The 18,768-nt window shown below is 63.9% G+C and carries 18 protein-coding genes and 1 pseudogene; 10 read left to right on the top strand and 9 right to left on the bottom strand.

Features of this window, described 5'->3' with window-relative positions:
- Positions 1–89 precede the first annotated feature (89 nt).
- Entirely contained in the window at positions 90–686 is a 597-nt protein-coding gene (locus CGZ66_RS35960) for a DUF922 domain-containing Zn-dependent protease (RefSeq protein WP_245331366.1), read from the top strand.
- Positions 687–688: 2 nt separating this feature from the next.
- Here the strand turns inward: CGZ66_RS35960 and CGZ66_RS35955 are convergent, their stop codons facing one another.
- Positions 689–1,228 carry an RBBP9/YdeN family alpha/beta hydrolase gene (locus CGZ66_RS35955; protein ID WP_095091336.1) on the bottom strand — a complete coding sequence of 180 codons (540 nt, stop codon included), beginning with the start codon at positions 1,226–1,228 and terminating at the stop codon, positions 689–691.
- A 108-nt stretch (positions 1,229–1,336) separates the two neighbouring features.
- Here CGZ66_RS35955 and CGZ66_RS35950 point away from each other — a divergent pair, with 108 nt between their 5' ends.
- The gene (locus tag CGZ66_RS35950) at positions 1,337–1,816 is read left to right on the top strand and encodes an Lrp/AsnC family transcriptional regulator (protein WP_095091783.1); all 480 of its coding nucleotides are present in this window, start codon (positions 1,337–1,339) and stop codon (positions 1,814–1,816) included.
- A 39-nt stretch (positions 1,817–1,855) separates the two neighbouring features.
- Here the strand turns inward: CGZ66_RS35950 and CGZ66_RS35945 are convergent.
- Positions 1,856–3,366: pseudogene (locus CGZ66_RS35945) on the bottom strand (acid phosphatase).
- A 253-nt stretch (positions 3,367–3,619) separates the two neighbouring features.
- On the opposite strand from CGZ66_RS35945, the gene CGZ66_RS35940 reads away from it, so the two are divergent.
- Complete coding sequence (locus CGZ66_RS35940; RefSeq protein WP_425352342.1) at positions 3,620–4,852, top strand: cytochrome-c peroxidase; 1,233 nt, start codon at positions 3,620–3,622, stop codon at positions 4,850–4,852.
- Positions 4,853–5,071: 219 nt separating this feature from the next.
- On the top strand, positions 5,072–7,480 hold the full coding sequence (locus CGZ66_RS35935; RefSeq protein WP_245331364.1) for a putative bifunctional diguanylate cyclase/phosphodiesterase: 2,409 nt from the start codon (positions 5,072–5,074) through the stop codon (positions 7,478–7,480).
- 86 nt (positions 7,481–7,566) lie between these two features.
- Here CGZ66_RS35935 and CGZ66_RS35930 read toward each other — a convergent pair whose 3' ends face one another.
- From CGZ66_RS35930 to CGZ66_RS35915, 4 genes are all read right to left on the bottom strand, one after another.
- Entirely contained in the window at positions 7,567–8,625 is a 1,059-nt protein-coding gene (locus CGZ66_RS35930) for a Gfo/Idh/MocA family protein (RefSeq protein ID WP_095091334.1), read from the bottom strand.
- 34 nt (positions 8,626–8,659) lie between these two features.
- Complete coding sequence (locus tag CGZ66_RS35925) at positions 8,660–9,109, bottom strand: hypothetical protein (protein ID WP_095091333.1); 450 nt, start codon at positions 9,107–9,109, stop codon at positions 8,660–8,662.
- A 22-nt stretch (positions 9,110–9,131) separates the two neighbouring features.
- Positions 9,132–9,836 carry an SDR family oxidoreductase gene (locus CGZ66_RS35920; protein WP_095091781.1) on the bottom strand — a complete coding sequence of 235 codons (705 nt, stop codon included), beginning with the start codon at positions 9,834–9,836 and terminating at the stop codon, positions 9,132–9,134.
- A gap of 130 nt (positions 9,837–9,966) precedes the next feature.
- A complete protein-coding gene (locus CGZ66_RS35915) occupies positions 9,967–10,428 on the bottom strand; it encodes an Lrp/AsnC ligand binding domain-containing protein (RefSeq protein WP_095091332.1) in 462 nt (153 codons plus the stop codon).
- A 132-nt stretch (positions 10,429–10,560) separates the two neighbouring features.
- Between CGZ66_RS35915 and CGZ66_RS35910 the strand changes: the two genes are divergently transcribed.
- Positions 10,561–11,556: an ornithine cyclodeaminase family protein gene (locus CGZ66_RS35910; protein ID WP_095091331.1), complete on the top strand. Its 996-nt coding sequence runs from the start codon at positions 10,561–10,563 to the stop codon at positions 11,554–11,556.
- A 73-nt stretch (positions 11,557–11,629) separates the two neighbouring features.
- Here the strand turns inward: CGZ66_RS35910 and CGZ66_RS35905 are convergent, their stop codons facing one another.
- Positions 11,630–12,184, bottom strand: coding sequence for a cytochrome b (locus CGZ66_RS35905; RefSeq protein ID WP_095091330.1), 555 nt, complete (start codon positions 12,182–12,184; stop codon positions 11,630–11,632).
- Between the two features lie 200 nt (positions 12,185–12,384).
- On the opposite strand from CGZ66_RS35905, the gene CGZ66_RS35900 reads away from it, so the two are divergent.
- Positions 12,385–13,068, top strand: a complete 684-nt coding sequence (locus CGZ66_RS35900) for a YoaK family protein (protein ID WP_095091329.1) — start codon at positions 12,385–12,387, stop codon at positions 13,066–13,068.
- Between the two features lie 385 nt (positions 13,069–13,453).
- Positions 13,454–14,653 (top strand): ABC transporter substrate-binding protein, encoded by a 1,200-nt coding sequence (locus CGZ66_RS35895; RefSeq protein WP_095091328.1) that lies wholly within the window; start codon positions 13,454–13,456, stop codon positions 14,651–14,653.
- A gap of 2 nt (positions 14,654–14,655) precedes the next feature.
- Here CGZ66_RS35895 and CGZ66_RS35890 read toward each other — a convergent pair whose 3' ends face one another.
- Entirely contained in the window at positions 14,656–15,147 is a 492-nt protein-coding gene (locus CGZ66_RS35890) for a MarR family winged helix-turn-helix transcriptional regulator (protein ID WP_095091780.1), read from the bottom strand.
- A 125-nt stretch (positions 15,148–15,272) separates the two neighbouring features.
- Here CGZ66_RS35890 and CGZ66_RS35885 point away from each other — a divergent pair, with 125 nt between their 5' ends.
- Complete coding sequence (locus tag CGZ66_RS35885) at positions 15,273–16,088, top strand: p-hydroxycinnamoyl CoA hydratase/lyase (RefSeq protein ID WP_095091327.1); 816 nt, start codon at positions 15,273–15,275, stop codon at positions 16,086–16,088.
- Between the two features lie 31 nt (positions 16,089–16,119).
- Entirely contained in the window at positions 16,120–17,634 is a 1,515-nt protein-coding gene (locus CGZ66_RS35880) for an AMP-binding protein (RefSeq protein ID WP_095091326.1), read from the top strand.
- A 19-nt stretch (positions 17,635–17,653) separates the two neighbouring features.
- Here CGZ66_RS35880 and CGZ66_RS35875 read toward each other — a convergent pair whose 3' ends face one another.
- Entirely contained in the window at positions 17,654–18,376 is a 723-nt protein-coding gene (locus tag CGZ66_RS35875; RefSeq protein WP_095091325.1) for a 3-keto-5-aminohexanoate cleavage protein, read from the bottom strand.
- A gap of 186 nt (positions 18,377–18,562) precedes the next feature.
- Between CGZ66_RS35875 and CGZ66_RS35870 the strand changes: the two genes are divergently transcribed.
- The gene (locus CGZ66_RS35870) at positions 18,563–18,757 is read left to right on the top strand and encodes a hypothetical protein (RefSeq protein ID WP_167392369.1); all 195 of its coding nucleotides are present in this window, start codon (positions 18,563–18,565) and stop codon (positions 18,755–18,757) included.
- Positions 18,758–18,768 lie beyond the last annotated feature (11 nt).

Genomic DNA, 18,768 nt, shown 5'->3' with positions numbered 1-18,768 from the left:
GCGGCCGCACCCATCGGCATTCTATAGGAAAAGCGGTTCCGTGGCATAGCCCGTCGCGGCGTGCCATCCTGATTGTGCGGAGAGCGGTGTTGAGAGCCTGTGTTCGTCTGTGCCTGTCGCTGGCCGCCCTGTTGGGCTTGCCGCTCGCCGCCCATGCCGACTGGAAGCCGGTCGAGAAGGTCGAGACCTACGCCATATCAGGCCAGTCCGGGCCGGAGCTCTACCGCTCGATCGGCGACAACGGACCGAAGGTCGGCATTGCCCGCGCCATCGCCCACACCAATTTCAAGCTGACCTGGACTAGGGACTATCAGGCGCGAGCGGGAGCCTGCGTGCTGGTCTCGGCACGGCCGAAGCTCATCATCACCTACACCTTGCCCAGTCCCTCCTCGCCACTGCCGCCAGCAATCCAGAAGAATTGGGAGGTTTTCATTGCCGGCGTCAGCGCCCATGAGAAGGTCCACGGCGCAACCATTGTCGACATGGTGCGCAAGATCGAAGCGGCGACCGTCGGCCTCAGCGTCGCCGACGACCCCAAATGCAGCAAGATCCGCGCCGAGATGACGAAGCGCCTGTCCGGACTGTCTCAGGCACAGCGACAGGCGAGCCGCGATTTCGACCGCATCGAACTCGGCCAGGGCGGCAATCTGCAAAAACTCATCCTTGCCCTGGTGAATGGTGGCTGACGCTAGCCTCGAGCCTCCGAAACCAGACCGTCGAGAAGCGCAACACCTTCCGGCCAGTCGCCCAGGCCACTCTGCGCATTGATGTGGCCGAACGCGCCGATGACGGCAAGGCCGCTGCCCCACTGCTTCGCCCTCGCCTCGGCATAGTCCGCAGCGCCATAGGGATCGTTGGTGCTGGTCACCACCAGCGAGGCAAACCGCAGCCGGCCCTCGGGAATTTTGGCAAAGGCCATCCCGTAAGCCGGGAACACGGCCGCCGTCGGATCGGGAACACCGACCAGCAAGGCCGCCTGGACCGGGCGCCGCGAGATCTTCTGCCAATGCGCGATCAGCAGGCAGGACAGGCTGTGCGCGACCAGCACCGGCGGCTCCGGCGCCTCGATCACGGCAGCCTCCAGCGCCGCCAGCCAGTCGGTGAAATCCGGCAGGTCCCAGCTCGAGGGCTGGAACCGCCGCATCGCCGGATTGGCGCTTTCCCAGCGCGATTGCCAGTGGGCTAGGCCCGAACCGCCGCTGCCGGGCAGGATGATGAAATGCGTCATGTCGCCTTGCTCCTATCTCTTGAAGGAGCATGGTGGTGTCTTGCCAGGGCCCCGGGAATGGGAAATCATCGGAAAAGTCACGGCATTTCCGATGGATTCAAGGTGATCATGAAAAACAACGATGAGCGCGCGCCGCTCGACCCGACCGACATCGCCATTGTCGAAGCCATGCAGGAAAACGGCCGCATCGGCATGTCCGAGCTTGGCCGCCGGGTCGGCCTGTCGCAGCCGGCGACCTCCGAGCGGGTGAAACGGTTGGAGGAGCGCGGCGTCATTGCCGGCTACACCGCGGTGATCGATCCCGCCGCACTTGGCCTCGGCATGATGGCGATCATCCGGGTGCGCACCACGCATGAGCACATCCGGCCCTGCCTCAAGCAGTTCGCCGAAATGCCGCAGATCACCGAGGTGCACCGGCTGACCGGCGAAGATTGCTTCATCCTGAAAGTGGTCGTCCCCTCGCCGGCGCAGCTTGAAACCATCGTCGACGCGGTGGCCCGCCACGGCGCGGTCACCACGGCGCTGGTGCTGCGCAGCGAGGCGCCGAAGCCGATCGGCCGCGACCTGATCCGGAGATCAGGCGGCTAGAGCAAAGGGGGGCTCGCCGCACCAAGGTCCTGAGCTGCCCTAGCGGCTGAGATCGAGTGCCGCGCTCAAATCGCCCATCGGTGGCTGGTCGTTGTTGCGCAGCGCCTTGTCGCGGGCGACGATGCCGGGCAGCACCGGCAAATCGTAACGCGCGGTGATGAAGCGCAGGATCGACGTCGTGTCGTATTGCGTGTGGTCGACAGTACCCATCTTCGCATAGGGCGAGATGATGAAGGCGGGGATGCGGTTGCCCGGTCCCCAGCGGTCGGCCTTCGGCGGCGCGACATGGTCCCAGAAGCCGCCATTCTCGTCATAGGTGACGACCACCAGCATATGGCTCCATTGCGGGCTTTTCTCCAGGTGCGAGACGACGTCGGCGAGATGCTGGTCGCCGCTCGCCACATCGGCGTAGCCGCCATGCTCGTTGAGATTGCCTTGCGGCTTGTAGAAACTCACCGCCGGCAGCTTGCCGTCGTCGATCGCCTTGATGAATTCGGTCCCGTCGAGGCCGCCATCCCTGAGATGCTCGGCCCGCGCGGCCGTGCCTGGCGCGTAAGCCGCAAAATAGTTGAATGGCTGGTGGTGGAACTGGAAGTTCGGCACAGGCGTCGCGTTCTTGCCGTCGAGCGTTGCCTGCCAGGCGCCGGAATACCAGGCCGGCCGATGGTGATGTCGTGCTGCGGCGGCAGCGTGGTCGGCTGGGCCGGATCGGCAAGTGCCTTGTCGCCGCCTTCGGCCGGCTTGTTGGCGCTCGGTTGATAGGGCGGCTGCATGGTGTTGACGGCGTGGAAGTCTGGCGTGATGGCGCCGTCATTGACGAATTTCGGCGCCCCGCCGAGGGCAGAGGCCGGCGAGTTGTCGGCAACCTTCAGCGTCGTGCCGTCGGCTTCGACCACGGCGATTTGCCCCTTCACCGGACTGGTGTCGGCATTTGGATAGACCGGAACGCAGGCGCAGGCGAGCATGATATGGTTGAGGAAGGAACCGCCGAAGGCGCCCTGGAAGAAATTGTCGGCCAAGACGTATTTCTTCGCCACCGCCCACATCGGCAGCACCGAGTTGTCATAATGACCCATCACCAGGCCGCCGGAATCGGCCCAGGCGACGAACTTGTCGTTCTTCCCGCCGTCGATCTGCATCTGCTCCTGATAGAAGCGGTGCCAGAGGTCGCGCGTGATGACGGAGGTCTTCTCGTTGAAGCCGCTGGCGTCGTCGATGGCGAAGCTGGCATTGCTGAGATGGGCCGTCTGCGCCTCGGTCACCGGCGGCGTCACGCCCTTGGCGGTCAGACCACCCCAGGCCGGCGGCAGTTCGCTCAGCGGCTTGCCGTCGCGGTCGAGCTGGCGCACCTGGCCGGCCGAAAGGTTGGCCAGGCCGTTGGCGCCGGGGAAGCCGCCATAGAGATTATCGAAGCTGCGGTTTTCGGCATAGATGACGACGACGGTGTCGATCTTGTCGAAGCCGGGAGGGGCTGCGTTGGCTGTAGCCGGAATCGAGGCCAGCGCCGTGCCGGCCAGGCAAAGCGAGGTGAAAAGCGTAAACCGCGTCATGGGAGGTCCTCATGGCTAGGGTGATGGCTAGAGGGCTGTGCATGGCTTGGGGGCGACGAGCCACGGCTTCGGACGCTAGGTCGATGCTTTGTCACCTTTGTGACATTTATCGCCCATCCGAACACGGTTGCGTGAGCGGGTGGACCGGTCATCAATCCGTTGCAGTGCGGACCTAATTCCGGAACAAATCGGACTGAACCTTATGACCTCAAGACGATGGAAAGGCTTGATGATCGCGACCGCCGCGGCATCGATGTTTGGCCTCGCCACGATCCTGCCCGGCAACGCCGTCAGCGCCGGTAGCGGCAGTGTCCATCCCGGACCCATGTCGCGCGCGGATGCCTTCGCGCGGGCGCAGGCGCTGACAGCGCTTGGCCGAAAGATGTTCTTCGATCCGTCGCTGTCGGCTTCAGGCAGACAATCCTGCTCGTCCTGCCATGATCCGCACCATGCCTTCGGTCCGGCGTCGGCCGCACCGGTCGAGATGGGCGGTCCGAAGCTGGACCAGCCCGGCCTGCGCGCCGTGCCCTCGCTGCGTTACCTCCAGGCAGTGCCAGCCTTCACAGAGCATTTCTACGATTCCGAGGATGAAGGCGACGAAAGCGTCGACAACGGCCCAACCGGCGGCCTGACCTGGGACGGCCGCGCCGACCGCGGCCGCGACCAGGCCAAGATCCCGCTGCTGTCGCCACTCGAGATGGCCAACAAGGATGCCGCCGCCGTCACCGCCGGATTGCGCAAGTCCAGCTATGCCGATGAATTCAAGGCCGCCTTCGGCGACACCGTGTTCGACCACCCGGACGACGCCTTCGACGCCGCTGCCGAGGCGCTCGGCACTTTCGAGCAGAGCAGCACCGACTTCTACCCCTATTCCAGCCGCTACGACGCCTTCCTCGCCGGCAAGGCGATGCTGTCGGCGCAGGAATTGCGCGGGCGCGCGCTGTTCGATGACGAAACCAAGGGCAATTGCGCCAGTTGCCACCTGAGCGAACCCGCCAATGACGGCGAGCCGCCGCAATTCACCGATTTCGGCCTGATCGCCGTCGCCGTGCCGCGCAACCCGGCCATCCCGGCCAATGCCGACCCCGCCTATTTCGATCTCGGCCTGTGCGGGCCGCTCAGGACCGACTTCCATGGCCGGGCTGAGTATTGCGGCCTGTTTCGCACGCCGACGCTGCGCAACGTCGCGCTGCGCAAAAGCTTCTTCCACAACGGCTACTTCCACACGCTGCGCGACGCGGTCGCCTTCTATGCCAGCCGCGACAGCGATCCCGGCCACTGGTATCCCAAGAACGCCGATGGAAAGATCCGTAAAAATGACGATCTGCCAAAGGCTTACTGGGCCAACCTCAACCATGATCCGCCCTTCGGCAAGAAGCCCGGCGACAAACCGGCACTGACCGACCCCGAAATCGACGACATCGTCGCCTTCCTGCAAACGCTGACCGATGCCGATCAGCAGGCCAGGGCGGTACCGGCGAACTGAATGCCTGGACCTTGCGCATGCCCAATCCCGCTTTCTCGCACCCGCAAAACAGGTTTCTGGATCTTGCCGGATTTGGTGTGCGGCGGCGCCGGCGCCGCAAGGAAGGGCATTGGTTATTGGCGCTTACTCATTAGCGCTTCCTAAACTGCTCTAGGGTATCCCTTACCAATTGATGGTGGGACGCCGATGAACGCATTCTGGCGAGCAGTCGGATTTGTTGTGATCCTTGTGACCGGCGCAGCGATGCTGGCGGCCTTGCATATCGACGCCCAGCGGAACTTCGCGCTTGCCAAGGAACGCTACATCGAGAACTCCCAGGCGGCAGCCAGGACAACGGCCAAGACGGTCGAAGACGCCTTGCGGGCCGTCTACGAGAATGTGCGAACGCTGAGCTACCTGCCAAGCGTCCGAAACCTCGACCGGCATGGAACCAACCTCGGCGACGAGGGCCGCGCGACAATCCAGCAGATCTACAACAACCTCGCCAACAACGTCTCCATTTCCGAGGTCTACTTCCTGCCGCTGGATTTCGACCCCGACCGCTTCGATGCGGTGACCGGAAAGCTCGAGGAGCCGATCCTCCAGTTCGACCAGCTGATCGTGAATGCCAGGGCGCGGTCCGACGCAGCAGCCGCAAAGTCTGCAAAGCTTGACGAGAACGCGCTGACCCGGCCCGCCGAAGAGGTCGAGACCTATGAGTACCAGGAACTGGCCAAACAGCTCGCCTGGCTGAAGGCGAACTATCCGAATTCGAGCGCCATTGACGGGCTGAATGTGCCGATCATCGGCACCAAGGAGCTCATCACCTGCGACAACACGGATTTCATCCACACCGGCAATGACGCGGATCGCTCCGGTTTCATCCTTTCGGTCCCGGTCTTCGGCCAGGATGGCAGCCTGCGCGGCTCCGTCTCGGCAATCATGCTCACCTCGGCACTGAGGAAACTGTTGCCGAGCAGCGACTATGTCATCGTCAATTCAGGCTACGGATTTGAATCCGACCAGCACAAGATGTCGACGGCCCTGGCGGCGGATTCCCGTGCCTTCACGGCGGCCGACCCCAATCTGATCTATTCCGAAGTCATCCCGCTCTCGCTCAACGATCCCAGAAGCGCCTGGCGTCTCTGGGCCGGTTTTCCCAACAGCAGATACGACAGCAACATGGACGCCCTGTCGGTGAGGCAATTCGAACTGGCCGGTTATGTGGCGGTCGCGGTGGTCACGCTGCTGGCGCTGGCCTGCTGGTATGCGATCGGACGCACGATGATGATGCAGACCAATGCCGCCGAGACTTTGGAGCGGCGGGTCGAGGAACGCACCGCCGAGATCCAGCACCTTGCCACGCATGACATTCTCACCGGCCTGCCCAACCGGGGCCTCCTGGCCGACACGATGGACGAGGCGCTGAGGAGCCTCAGGGACGGCGAGAAGTTGGCCGTCCATTGCGTCGATCTCGACCGTTTCAAACCGGTCAATGACACGCTCGGCCATCCGATCGGCGATGAGGTTCTCGGTGCGGTGGCGAGGCGCCTGAAGCAGCAGGCGGGTGAAACCGCCATGGTCGCGAGAACCGGAGGCGACGAGTTCGTCATCCTCCAGCTCCTGATCGATGGCGACGAAGAGGCGGGTGTGCTGGCGAGCCGGGTCATTCATGCCCTGGCCGGCGAATTCTTGATACAGGGCCACAAGATCAACATCGGCAGCAGCATCGGCATCGCTGTCTTCCCGGACGACGGACAAAGTTCGGAAATCCTCATCCGCAATGCCGACCTGGCGTTGTACAAAGCCAAGATGGAAGGCCGCGGGACCTGCAGGTCGTTCGAGCCAGGAATGGACGCAAGACTGCAGGAGCGGCGCCAACTCGAATCCGAACTGGCTCTCGGCGTCACGAACGAGCAGTTCGTCGTGTATTATCAACCGCTGCACGACGCCAAGACCTCGAAACTCACCGGCTTCGAAGCCCTGGTGCGATGGAACCATCCTCGCCTCGGCCTGCTGCCGCCGGCGGAATTCATCCCGATGGCCGAGGAGACGGGCGTCATCGACACGCTTGGTGAGTGGATCATGCAGCGGGCTTGCGCCGACGCCGCCAAATGGCCCCTGCCCGTCAAGGTCGCGGTCAATCTCTCGCCCGCCCAGTTCAAACAGCAGGGGCTGCCGCTTCAGGTTGCCGCGGCGCTCGCGGCTTCGAACCTGCTGCCGTCACGGCTCGAGCTGGAGATCACCGAATCGGTGCTGCTGGCGCACAACGAAAACACCATAAATACGCTGTACAGCCTTCGCGACCTCGGCATCAGCATCGCCATGGACGATTTCGGCACCGGCTATTCCTCGCTGAGCTATCTCAGGTCGTTCCCGTTCAACCGCATCAAGATCGATCGCAGCTTCGTCAGCCTGATGTGCGAGAGCGGGGAAAGCCGGGCAATCGTCAAGGCCGTCGCCGAACTCGGCGCAACGCTCGGCATGACCACGACCGCGGAAGGCGTCGAGACCGAGGACCAGTTCAGGCTGGTCAGGGAAAATGGCTGCACGGATGTCCAGGGCTGGCTCTTTGGCCGTCCAATGCCGGCTTCCGAGCTTCATACGCTTTTCGAACAGCCCGAACTGCAAGATGCCTTGACCGCATAAGCAGCACCAATGAGGCAAGTACGTGAGCACCGGAAGCGCAGGGAACCGTCGTTTGTAAGCCGGCATCACCTGAATATCAGCAAGCCCTATTGCGAGTCGGCATTCGCCTTCAACTCCGCCCGCTTCTCGTCCGACACCACCGCGAGGTCGAGCACCTTTTGCAGGCCGGCGGCGTGGCGGAAGCTGGGCTCGCTCTGCACCCCGCTGGTGACGGCGTCGACGAAACGCTGGTAGTTGGTTGGCACCGAGCCGGCGTCGAGCTCTTCCCATTTGGCGTTCTCGACATTCTCGCCGACGCAGGCCTTGAGCAGCGAGCCGTCGAGATTGTGCACCACCTCGATGCCACCCCTGTCGCCATAGATGCGCAGGCGCAGCTCATTGAGATGGCCGGTCGCCCAGCGGCTGGCATGCACCACGCCGAAGGCGCCGTTGGAAAAATCAAGCGTCATGGCGAAGCTGTCATTGGCATCGAGTTCGTAGTCGCCGATGCGGTTGCCGGGCGCCTTGTCGAAGGCGCGCAGCCGGCAGAAGACATGGTCGATGTCGAGAGCCGCACCATAGCTGGCGAAATCGAGGATGTGGATGCCGACATCGCCGAGCACGCCATTCGAGCCATGGCCGCGCGACAGGCGCCAGAGCCATTTCGGATCGGTGTGCCAGTCGCCCCAGAATTTCGACACCAGCCAGCTTTGCAGATAGGACGCCTCGACGTGCCTGACCGTGCCAATTTCCCCCGCCTGCACCATCTGGCGGGCCTTCTGCAGCGCCGCGACATTGCGATAGGTGAGGTTCACCATGTTGACGATGCCGGCAGCCTCGGCGGCATCGGCCATCTCGGTGGCCTTGCCGAAGTTCTCGGCCAGCGGCTTCTCGCACAGCACCGGCTTGCCGGCGGCGATCAGCGCCATGGTGGTCGGATGATGAATGCGGTCCGGCGTGACATTGGCCACCGCATCGAAGCCGCCCCATTTCAGCGCCTCCTCCAGTGAGGTGAAGCGGTTGGGGATGTTGAAGCCGTCGGCGAATTCGCCGACGCGCGCCGCATCGACATCGACGGCACCAACGATGTCGACGCCCTCGATGGCGCCGAACCGCCTTGCATGTTCCTGCGCCATCCAGCCGGTGCCGAGTATCATAAGCCGCATTTCTTGCTCCTTGGAATATTCAGAATCCGTCGTCTCAGAGGCGCTGCCAGATCGCCTTCAGCGGCGAACGCATGGCTTGCTCGATCGCCCGCAACTGCTCGCTGGCCAAGGAGGTCACTCCCGGATTGACGACCGTCAACGCGCAGACACCGAACGCCGCCGGCCAGACGTAGCGCAGATCGTTCAGCGACGCGGGCTTATGGCAGCACGGCGTGGTGACGGACAGGTCGGCGAAGCCTGCCGCGAAGGCCTGGTCCATGGCACCGCCCCACCATTCCTCGATGTCGCCGCCGCAGAACGGGCAATGGACGCTTTCCGTATTTGCTCCGGCGTCGAAAAACGTCACCCCCTCTTCGGATTCGACGGCGACATGCTCAGCCTGCGGGAACAGTCCGCGCGCAACATTCACGGCCGCGGCGGCAGCCGGCTCGTCGGGGTGCCAGTGCGGATCATGAGGCACCAGACTCAGATAGGTGTCGGACACGGTGCTCCTCCCGGTCGGCGCCTCAGATAGCGCGAATGATGCCGCCGTCGACGCGGATGTTCTGGCCGGTGATGTAGCCGGCGCCGTCGGACGCCAGGAAGGCGATGGTCGCGGCGACCTCTTCCGAGGTGCCGTAGCGCTGCATCGGCACGCTGTCGCGGCGCTCCTCGGTGGCCGGCAGGCTGTCGATCCAGCCGGGCAGCACGTTGTTCATGCGCACATTGTCTGGTGCATAGGTGTTGGCGAAGATCTTGGTGTAGGCGGCAAGCCCGGCGCGGAACACCGCCGAGGTCGGAAACATCGGGCTCGGCTCGACCACCCAGGCGGTCGAGATGTTGATGATGGCCCCGCCCTTCTGCTTGACCATTTGCGGTGCCACGATGCGCACCGGCCGGATGACGTTCAGCAGATAGACACCCATGCCGGTGTGCCATTGCTCGTCCGTGATCTCGAGGATCGGCGCGCGCGGCCCGTGGCCGCCGCTGTTGACCAGCACGTCGATGCGGCCATAGCGCTCCAGCGTCAGGTCGACGAGGCGTTGCAGATCGTCATTCGATTGGTTGGAGCCGGTGACGCCGAGCCCGCCAAGCTCCTTGGCCAGCGCTTCGCCCTTGCCGGACGAGGACAGGATCGCGACGTTGAAGCCATCCGCCGCCAGGCGCTTCGCCGCCGCCGCACCCATGCCGCTGCCGCCAGCCACGACGACAGCTGTTTTTTCTGAACTCATCTGATTTTCCTTCTCGGGTTGGCGGGCGCGAAGCCTTGGCAGTTGGCGGTGTATAGCCGGTTTCGTCATCCAGTTCGAACCAGAAAGCCTGAACCAGCATGCAGAAAAAATCTCTCATGGCTCTGGGAGTTCAGACAGGCAGCAGGGCGTCGGGCTTCACATTGGCGATCGAGGCATAAGTGTGCGTTTCCCGGACGCCGGGCAGCGGCAGGATGACCCGCTGCAGGAAATCCTGGAACACCGCCATGTCGGCGATGCGCGCCTTGACCAGATAGTCGAAACCGCCGACCACCATGTGGCATTCGATGATTTCCGGCGCCCGCAACACCGCCTCGGCGAAGCGGTCGAAGACTTGCGGCGCTGTGTGGTCGAGCCGCACCTCGATGAACACGAGCTGTGCCTGCCCGATCCTGGCGGGGTCCAGAATGGCACGCACCGCGCGGATGAACCCTTCGGCGAACAGCCGCTTGACGCGCTGCGCCGCCCCTGTCGGCGACAGGCCGACCCGCCGCGCCAGATCGAGCGTCGTGCGGCGGCCATCCTCCTGCAACAAGCGCAGCAGCGAGCGGTCGATACGGTCGAGATCGTCCATTTCAGGATTCACACATTTGAGCTAGGACAAGCGTGATAACCACGCCAAAATCGCAAAAACAGCATATTTCATCACGCCGCCAGATCGCAATACCGTTGTCGTGCACTCCAGCAGCCAACGAAAGCGGATCCCATGACAACAGCCCTATCGATCTCCCGCAGCGCCCAGGCCAAGGGCGATACTCCAGTGCTCTTCTTGAGCGAAGCCGAGGTGAAAACCTGCATCGACCTTCGCCAGCTTCTCGACGCGCTGGCCAGCGGCTTCAAGGCGCTGTCCGATGGCAAGGTCGTCAATCCGGCGCGGCCGCAGCTCGATATTCCCGATGCAGGTTATTCGCTGGCGATGCCGGCCTGGACGGCGGGCATGCATCTGACGGTGAAGATCGTCAACGTCTTCGAGGGCAACATTGCCAAAGGCATCCCCAGCCACCTCGCCACCATCCATCTGTTCGACCCGCAGACCGGCATGCCGGTCTGCGTCATGGACGGCACCTACATCACCGCCGCGCGCACCTCCGGCTCAGCCGTGCTGTCGGTGCGCGAACTCGCCCGGCGCGACGCCAAGGTGGCGACGGTGGTGGGCGCCGGCGTGCAGGCCGGCCAGCACTTGCACCTTCTGCCGCTGGTGCGCGACTTCGCCGAGATCCGCGTCGTCTCGAAGGAATTCGCGGATGCGCAGGCGCTTGCCGCGCAGCATCCCGGCGTCGTCGCCGTCAGCGATCTTGAAGCCGCGGTACGCTCGTCGGATGTCGTCTGCCTTGCGACGCATTCCTACGCACCGGTGATCTCGGCCGACTGGGTGCGGCCGGGCACCCATGTCTCGTCGGTGGGCGTCGCCCCGCCCGGTGGCGAACTGCCGGTCGACCTCATCAGGCGGGCAAGCCTGTTCGTCGAGACACGCGAAGCCTTCGCCCCGACCCCGGTCGGCTCCAGCGAGCTCGCCGGTCTCGATCCGCAAAACGGAACCGAACTCGGCGAAATGCTGCTCGGTCTACGGCCGGGACGCGTCAGCGCCGAGCAGGTCACTGTCTACAAGGCGATGGGCGTTGCCATGGAAGACATGGTGGCGGCCGAACTCGCCTATCGCGAAGCGGTTCGGCGGGGATTGGGGCGGGCTGTTGCGTTGTAGCGGGCTGGCCGGGCTCATCGTTTAAGTCGGCGCTGCTCCTCATAGCCCGTACGATGGGCAGGCCGGTTGAATATCAACGCGCCTTGGGCAAGCCGGGCAGCATCTGGCTCAGCACGCGATCGCCAAGGAAGACGTGATGGAAGATGGCCGCGGCGGCGTGCAGGCCGGCGAGCCAGAGGATGATATTGCCAAGCGTGCCGTGAATGTCCGCCAGCGATGCGCCCGCACCCCACGGGCCGAAAAACGGACCGATGGCGCCGAGGCCGTAGACCGTCACCGGGTGGCCGCCGAACCATGCGCCGAGCATGGCGGTCGCCGGAACCGCGAACAGAAGCGCATAGAGCGCCCAATGCGTCACCTTCGCGGCGACGTCCATCCATGCGGGCATGGGCGGAGCATCCGGAACGCGGTCGAACAGGCGCCAGACCAGACGAGCGACCAGCAGCCAGAAAACGGTAAAACCGAGTGACTCGTGAAGCAACAGGGTCGAGGCGCGGGCCTCGGAATAGACCCGCGCCGGCGGGCCGCCTTCGGAGACCAGGAAGGCGATGAGCACAAGCAGTGCCGTCAGCCAGTGAAATGCCTGGGCAAGGCTTCCATAGCGGGTTGTCGTACCGGACAGCGACATGCAAAAGCTCCGTTGAACACAATTGTCGTCAAGTGAACATCCGAGTTTGCCGTTCATGTGGCGGCGACCTCGCGATGGCGAAGAGGCCGCTCCGGCAACGGCGAAGGGCCGCACGGGCGACGGCAAGGGGCCGCGCCGAGGTGGAACGCTCCGCCGGGATATGAGACGCTGACCGCTAGGCCTGGCCAGGAGATGCAACGATGAAACCCACACTGCCGCTGCTGTTGAGCCTCAATGGCGGCTATGTCGATACGGCCGGGTTCCTGGCGCTACAGGGCCTGTTCACTGCGCATGTGACGGGAAATTTCGTCACCCTGGGCGCCTCGCTGGTGCTTGGCATCTCGGGCGTGCCGGCAAAGCTTTTGGCGTTGCCGGTGTTCTGCATCGTCGTCATCCTGACCCGGCTGGCCGGCGAGCGCTTGCGCGGGCTGGGACTGCCGGCGCTCGGCCCGCTGCTGGCGGCGAAGCTGGTGCTGCTGATCGCTGGTGCCGCGCTGGCGATCCGCTTTGGCCCCTTCGCCACCAGTGACGGTGCGGCGGCAATCGTCACCGGCATGGTGCTGGTCGCCGCCATGGCGATCCAGAATGCGGTGCACCGCGTCCATCTCGCGGCCGCACCACCCTCGACGCTGATGACCGGCACCACTACCCAGATCATGATCGACCTCGGCGATCTCATCGGCGGTGTGAAGCCAGAGGCCCGCCCTGCCCTCATTGCCCGCCTGCGGCGCATGTCGTCGGCAGTCGCCGTGTTCGCCACCGGCTGCGCTGCCGCAGCACTCGGCTTTGCCTTCGCCAATGTCTGGTGCTTCATCGTTCCGCCGGTGATTGCGTTCTTCGCCCTGCTGCTGCGGCTTTCGGAGCCGGACGGGGAAACCAGCTAGCGGCTAAAATCAGACGCTTGGTACCCTGTTGAATTCCTGGTCTTGATCCTTTCCCGGCTCAGGGTTGCTGCCTCATAGCGGACCTTCAACGGCCCATTTCGGACGTGCGTCCGGGTCTCGTGGTCATCGCCGCAGCTTAGTTCCAGGTATCTACGCCTTGCTCGTGCGACCGCATATCGCGCAGCCCCCCAACATGCCATAGTGGGTCAGAGGACGTCGCGAACCCGCTGCTCGCTCCCACCTTCAAAACCGCGATCGATGCCAAGAAGGTTCGACGTGGAGGAACTTGCATCGAACGCAAGCCGACGGAGGAAAACGAACCATGAAACATGGATCAACAGACGAACACACAATGAGGGTCGAACCTGCCGCTGGTCAGCGACCGATGAGTCGCCGCGATGCGCTCAAGGCAGCAGGTCTGGCTGGAGCCGCCCTATCAACGGGTGCCGTGTCGGTTTGCGACGCCCTGGCGTCCGCCGACGCGATGGAAGACCTGGTTTCGGCCGCTAAGGCGGAAGGGCAGCTTACCGTCATCGCGTTGCCGCGCGACTGGGGCGCATACGGCGTTGTGATCGACAGGTTCAAGGCGAGATACGGCCTGACAGTCAACGAACTCCGGCCCCATGCCAGCTCAGCCGATCAGATAGAGGCGATCAAGGCAGGGCGAGGCAAGACCGACCCCCAGACACCGGACATAGTCGACCTTGGCATGTCCTTCGCCTCATCGGCAAAGGAAGACGGCTTGTTGCAGCCGTACAAAGCGTCAACGTGGGACACGATCCCGGAAGCGGCTAAGGATGCACAAGGGTATTGGTATGGCGGCTTTTACGGAGTCCTTGCGTTCGAGATCAACGCTGACCTGATCACCAAGATGCCTCGGGATTGGGCGGATCTTGCCGCGCCGGAGTATAGGAACTCGGTCGGCCTCGCCGGCAATATTTCTTCACATCAAGCGGTCCAGAGCGTGTTCGCCGCAGGCTTGTCGGCGGGGGGCAACGTCGAAGGAGCCGCTGATCTGGGTCTGAAGTTCTTCGCCGATCTCCATGAGAAGGGCAATTTCGTTCCCATCATCGGCAGTACCAACTCGCTTGCTGACGGCCGCACGCCGATCCTCGTTCGCTGGGATTACCTCGGGGTGGGTGACCGCGAGCGCCTGGAAGGGACAACGAGGATCGAAGTCATCAGGCCAAGGACCGCCGTCGTTGCGGGTGTCTATGTCCAGGCGATCAGCGCCTATGCTCCGCATCCGAACGCTGCTCGGCTATGGATGGAGTATCTTTATTCAGACGAGGCGCAGCTCGCCTGGTTGAAGGGCCATTGTTATCCGATCCGGTTCGCAGACCTCATGCGCCGTGGATCGGTCCCTATCGATTGGCGCGAAAGGCTCGGACATCTCGACCACGAGGGGTATGATGTCGACCCGATATTTCCGACCCTCAAGGACCAGGAGAGGGCGAGAGACATCATCACCAACGGCTGGGACGATATCGTTGGTGTCAAGGTACGTTGCCAGCCAGCTGAGGGGTACCTCGGCCCAATGTCCTTCAACAACATGGAAGCGCCGGTTCCTCAGCAACCAATTTGAGGTCAGCGACGGCCTGGCGCCAATGCAACCTCTTCGTCCGTCCAGATCAGGCGCAGCAGGCGTAGCAGCGTCGCACGCTCCTTTTTTGTCAGCCGATGCAGAAACCGGTCCTCGTGCCGGCGAACCTGCCGCCGCCATCCGGGCATGGCCTCCCTGGCGGCCGGCGTCAGGGCAAGCATCTGCACGCGCTTGTCGCCGGCATGGTCGTCACGATCGACCAGCCCACGCTCTTCCAGTTCGGCAAGCAGCGGCGCCATGTTGGCGCTCTTCATGCCGAGCAGGCGGCAGAGCTCGGCGGCGCGGATGCCGGGCTTCTCGTCGATCAGCGCCAGCATGCCGTAGGTGACCGGACGCAGCACCGCATCGGCCAGTTCCACCGCGAAATCGTTGAGCGCAACGGCCGAGGCGCGTTTGAGATTGTAGCCGATCTGCGCGTCGAGCGCGTCTTCGGGTGTCGCGCCTGGCGCACTGCTACTGATGTGAGCCTCGTCCATGGTGCAACCGATCGCCGCGATCAAGCCCCTTGTCAAGCAAAAAAGACTATGCGACATAGCAAATATGATCGCTATGCTGCATAGCAATTTTCATCGATGCAGCGGCGAAACGGGAGGACCCGACCATGACTGATGAGACCGTTGCCTTCGATGTTGAGAACGGCATCGCCTGGGTGCGCTTCAACCGTCCGGACAAACGCAATTGCATGAACCCGGCGCTCAACCGGCGAATGATGGAGGTTCTCGACGAGTTAGAATTCCGCGACGATGTCGGCGTGCTGGTGCTGTCCGGCGAAGGCAGCGCCTGGTCGGCGGGCATGGACCTCAAGGAGTATTTCCGCGAGACCGAAGCCAAGGGCCTTGGCGCCATCCGCAAGGCGCAGTCCGAAGCGTATGGCTGGTGGCGGCGGCTGCGCTGGTACGGCAAGCCGACCATCGCCATGGTCAATGGCTGGTGCTTCGGCGGCGGCTATGGCCCGCTCTTCGCTTGCGACCTCGCCTTCGCAGCCGACGAGGCGCAGTTCGCCCTGTCCGAGATCAACTGGGGCATCCTGCCCGGCGGCGGCGCCACCAAGGTGGTGGTCGACCTCCTGTCGATGCGCGATGCCATGTACCACGCGCTGACCGGCGAGCTCATCGACGGCAGGAAGGCCGCCGCCTGGAAGCTGGTCAATGAAAGCCTGCCGCTGGCGGATCTGAAGTCGCGTGTCACCGAGGTCGCCACGCTCTTGCTGAAGAAGAACCCAATTGCCCTGAAGGCGACCAAGGATGCCATCCGCCGCGTTGCCGAGATGACCTACGACAATGCCGAGGACTATCTCGTGCGGGCGCAGGAGGCGGCCAATTCCCACGACAATGAAGGCCGCAAGGAAGGCATCCGCCAGTTCATCGACGAAAAGAGCTACAAACCGGGTCTCGGCGCCTACGACAAGGCAAGGTGATCCGCAAAGCACAGGCAATCCTGGGGAGGAGATGCAGATGCCGGCCTGGATGACATCAGACCCCGTGTCCCTGCACGCCAGAGCGCAGCCGGATCGTCTCGCTTGTGTCGACCTGGCCACCGGCCGGCGCTGGACCTATTTCGCGCTGGACGAAGCCATCCAGCGTGCAGTCGGCGTTCTCGAAGCCGGCCATGGCATCGCGGCCGGGCAACGGATCGCGACGATAGCCCGCAACAGCGCCGATCTCTTGATCCTGCAGCAGGCCGCGATGCGGCTCGGCGCCATCTTCGTGCCACTCAACTGGCGGCTTGCCAGCGCCGAGCAGAAGACGATCCTCCAGGATTGCGATCCGATGTTTCTGTTGCATGACTCGGCCCTCGATATGGCGCTGCCCAAAGGCTGCAGGCCGGTCGAAGTCGCGGCCTTCGCGGCGGCGGTCGAGGCGCGTCCGCCGGCAACGCGTCGCCCGTTGCCGGCGGACGATACGCCGTCGATCATCCTCTACACATCCGGCACGTCGGGCCGGCCGAAGGGGGTTATCGTCACCGAGCGCAATGCCCTGGCCACAGCGGTCAATTTCGGTGTGCTGGGGCGAGTCGGCAACGCCAGCATCTTCCTTTGCGACGCGCCGATGTTCCATGTCATCGGCCTCATCACCAACCTGCGGCCGCCTCTGCTTCAGGGTGGCACGGTGCTGATCTCGCCCGGCTTCGACGCCGGCCTCACCAACCGTCGCCTTGCCGATCCCGCACTTGGCGTCACTCACTATTTCTGTGTGCCGCAAATGGCCAGAATGCTGCGCGACCATCCGGATTTTGCGCCTGCGAACTGGACTTCGCTCACCGCCATCTTCACCGGCGGAGCGCCAAACCCGGCAGCCGATATCAACTGGTGGCTGGCGCGAGGTGTGCGCATGGCCGACGGCTTCGGCATGACCGAAGCCGGCACCGTGCTCGGCATGCCGGTCGAGACCGACCGGATCGCCCGCAAGGCGGGCTCGGCCGGTCTTGCGGCGCCGACGATCGGCCTGCGCATCGTCGACGACGATGGCCGCGACGTCGCCCCCGGCGAACCAGGCGAGATCTGGCTGTCCGGCCCCGGCATCACATCAGGCTACTGGAACCGGCCGGAAGAGACGGCGCGCGCCTTCACCGTCGATGGCTGGTTCCGCACCGGCGACATCGCGCGGCAGGACGGCGAAGGCTTCGTCACCCTCGTCGACCGGCGCAAGGACATGTTCATTTCCGGCGGCGAGAACGTCTTTCCGGTCGAAGTCGAGATGGCGCTGCTCGATCATCCCGACATTGCCGAAGCGGCAGTGATCGGCGTCGCCGACCAGCGTTGGGGCGAAGTCGGGCGCGCCTTCGTGGTGGTCAAACCCGGTCGCGTTGTCGACCCGGCCGATCTGGCAACCCACTGCGGCGCCCGCATCGCCCGCTACAAGGTGCCGAAGGAGTTCTTGCTCACCGATACGCTGCCGCGCACCGCATCCGGCAAGATCCAGAAACACATTTTACGCGGCTGGACACGACCTGCCCGTGGGTAAGCCTGAGGCATACCGCCTTTCAGCCCGCAGGCGCGGACCGAAAAGTCGCCACGGCCGCCGCAACGATTTCCGCATTGTCCCTGGCAACGCTGCCATCGGCGAGCGTCCTGCCGTCTTCCAGGCCGACCCGCGTCGACCAGCGCTTGCGATGCGCAAGCGCGACGAACGGCCAGACCGTGGCGTCGACGCCGTGCAGCAGGATCGGCCGCCGCACCCCGGCACGCTCGAGCACGGCGGCGATCCCATGCGCCTCGTCCAGTGCAGCCGGCAGGTCCTGGATGTCGATCTCGATCAGGATGCGCAGCACGCGGCTGTGGTCGGCAAGACCGACGAAACGTTCGGCATCGGCTGTTGTGGCAAGCCCCGCTTCGATGCCGACGCCGCGCTGGCGCAGCAGCTCCATCACCCCAGGCGCATCAGCCTCCGACAAATTGACCGACGCATAGTCGGGCAGTTCCTGCCAAGCGCCGATCGCGGCGCGGGTCCGCTCGACATCGTTCTCGATCCAGGCGCCGGTCGACACGCCAATCAGCGTGCCCGGGCAGGCCCGGCGCACCGCCAGCACAGTGGCATCGACCGCCGCCAGGCTTTCGCGTTCGTCAATGCGCGGATGGATGTGCAATTCGGCCGCACCGGCGGCGACACAGGCCGCGGCGTCGCTCGCCATCGCCTGTGCATCGAGCGGCAGCCTGGGGTGGAAATCACGTGGGCGCGCGCCGTTGATACAGGCCTGGACAATCATCGATCTCGACTCTGACAAGGAAGGTCGCAGTCTAGCCGCGCAGCAGGACAAGGCAACGAGCTGGAGACTTCGCTCCTGACAGCGCACGACATTCGACGGCATTTGAATAAAAGCCGCCTGTGGATATTTACCCCGAATTCCGCCAGGCCCGCCAAGATAGATTAGGGCGGGATCATGGAGAGACCATTGACCAGTGATTTTTCAGCGGCCCGCATCCACCTCGAACGCGCCTATCACTATCTACAAGGCAGTGACGAGACGAGTCGCATGGCATGTGAGGCCCTCGATCTGTTGATCGAAACGGTGGCAGAGGCACAGCACAGGCCATCCGAGGCTGGAGTGCTGGAATTTCCGCAATCGACGGCGCGGCGAACCGCCTAAGATGTTTTGAG

It is taken from the genome of Mesorhizobium sophorae (assembly GCF_002270415.1).
GTDB lineage: Bacteria > Pseudomonadota > Alphaproteobacteria > Rhizobiales > Rhizobiaceae > Mesorhizobium > Mesorhizobium sophorae.
This window is presented reverse-complemented; position numbering and strand designations above follow the sequence as displayed.

Bases quoted from the DNA above. Each gene is read 5' to 3' on its own strand.
- CGZ66_RS35890 (WP_095091780.1), bottom strand. From the start codon at position 15,147: ATGGACGAGGCTCACATCAGTAGCAGTGCGCCAGGCGCGACACCCGAA.
- CGZ66_RS35875 (WP_095091325.1), bottom strand. From the start codon at position 18,376: ATGATTGTCCAGGCCTGTATCAACGGCGCGCGCCCACGTGATTTCCAC.
- CGZ66_RS35910 (WP_095091331.1), top strand. From the start codon at position 10,561: ATGACAACAGCCCTATCGATCTCCCGCAGCGCCCAGGCCAAGGGCGAT.
- CGZ66_RS35885 (WP_095091327.1), top strand. From the start codon at position 15,273: ATGACTGATGAGACCGTTGCCTTCGATGTTGAGAACGGCATCGCCTGG.
- CGZ66_RS35920 (WP_095091781.1), bottom strand. From the start codon at position 9,836: ATGAGTTCAGAAAAAACAGCTGTCGTCGTGGCTGGCGGCAGCGGCATG.
- CGZ66_RS35915 (WP_095091332.1), bottom strand. From the start codon at position 10,428: ATGGACGATCTCGACCGTATCGACCGCTCGCTGCTGCGCTTGTTGCAG.
- CGZ66_RS35930 (WP_095091334.1), bottom strand. From the start codon at position 8,625: ATGCGGCTTATGATACTCGGCACCGGCTGGATGGCGCAGGAACATGCA.
- CGZ66_RS35895 (WP_095091328.1), top strand. From the start codon at position 13,454: ATGAGTCGCCGCGATGCGCTCAAGGCAGCAGGTCTGGCTGGAGCCGCC.
- CGZ66_RS35950 (WP_095091783.1), top strand. From the start codon at position 1,337: ATGAAAAACAACGATGAGCGCGCGCCGCTCGACCCGACCGACATCGCC.
- CGZ66_RS35955 (WP_095091336.1), bottom strand. From the start codon at position 1,228: ATGACGCATTTCATCATCCTGCCCGGCAGCGGCGGTTCGGGCCTAGCC.
- CGZ66_RS35900 (WP_095091329.1), top strand. From the start codon at position 12,385: ATGAAACCCACACTGCCGCTGCTGTTGAGCCTCAATGGCGGCTATGTC.
- CGZ66_RS35880 (WP_095091326.1), top strand. From the start codon at position 16,120: ATGCAGATGCCGGCCTGGATGACATCAGACCCCGTGTCCCTGCACGCC.
- CGZ66_RS35905 (WP_095091330.1), bottom strand. From the start codon at position 12,184: ATGTCGCTGTCCGGTACGACAACCCGCTATGGAAGCCTTGCCCAGGCA.
- CGZ66_RS35940 (WP_425352342.1), top strand. From the start codon at position 3,620: ATGTTTGGCCTCGCCACGATCCTGCCCGGCAACGCCGTCAGCGCCGGT.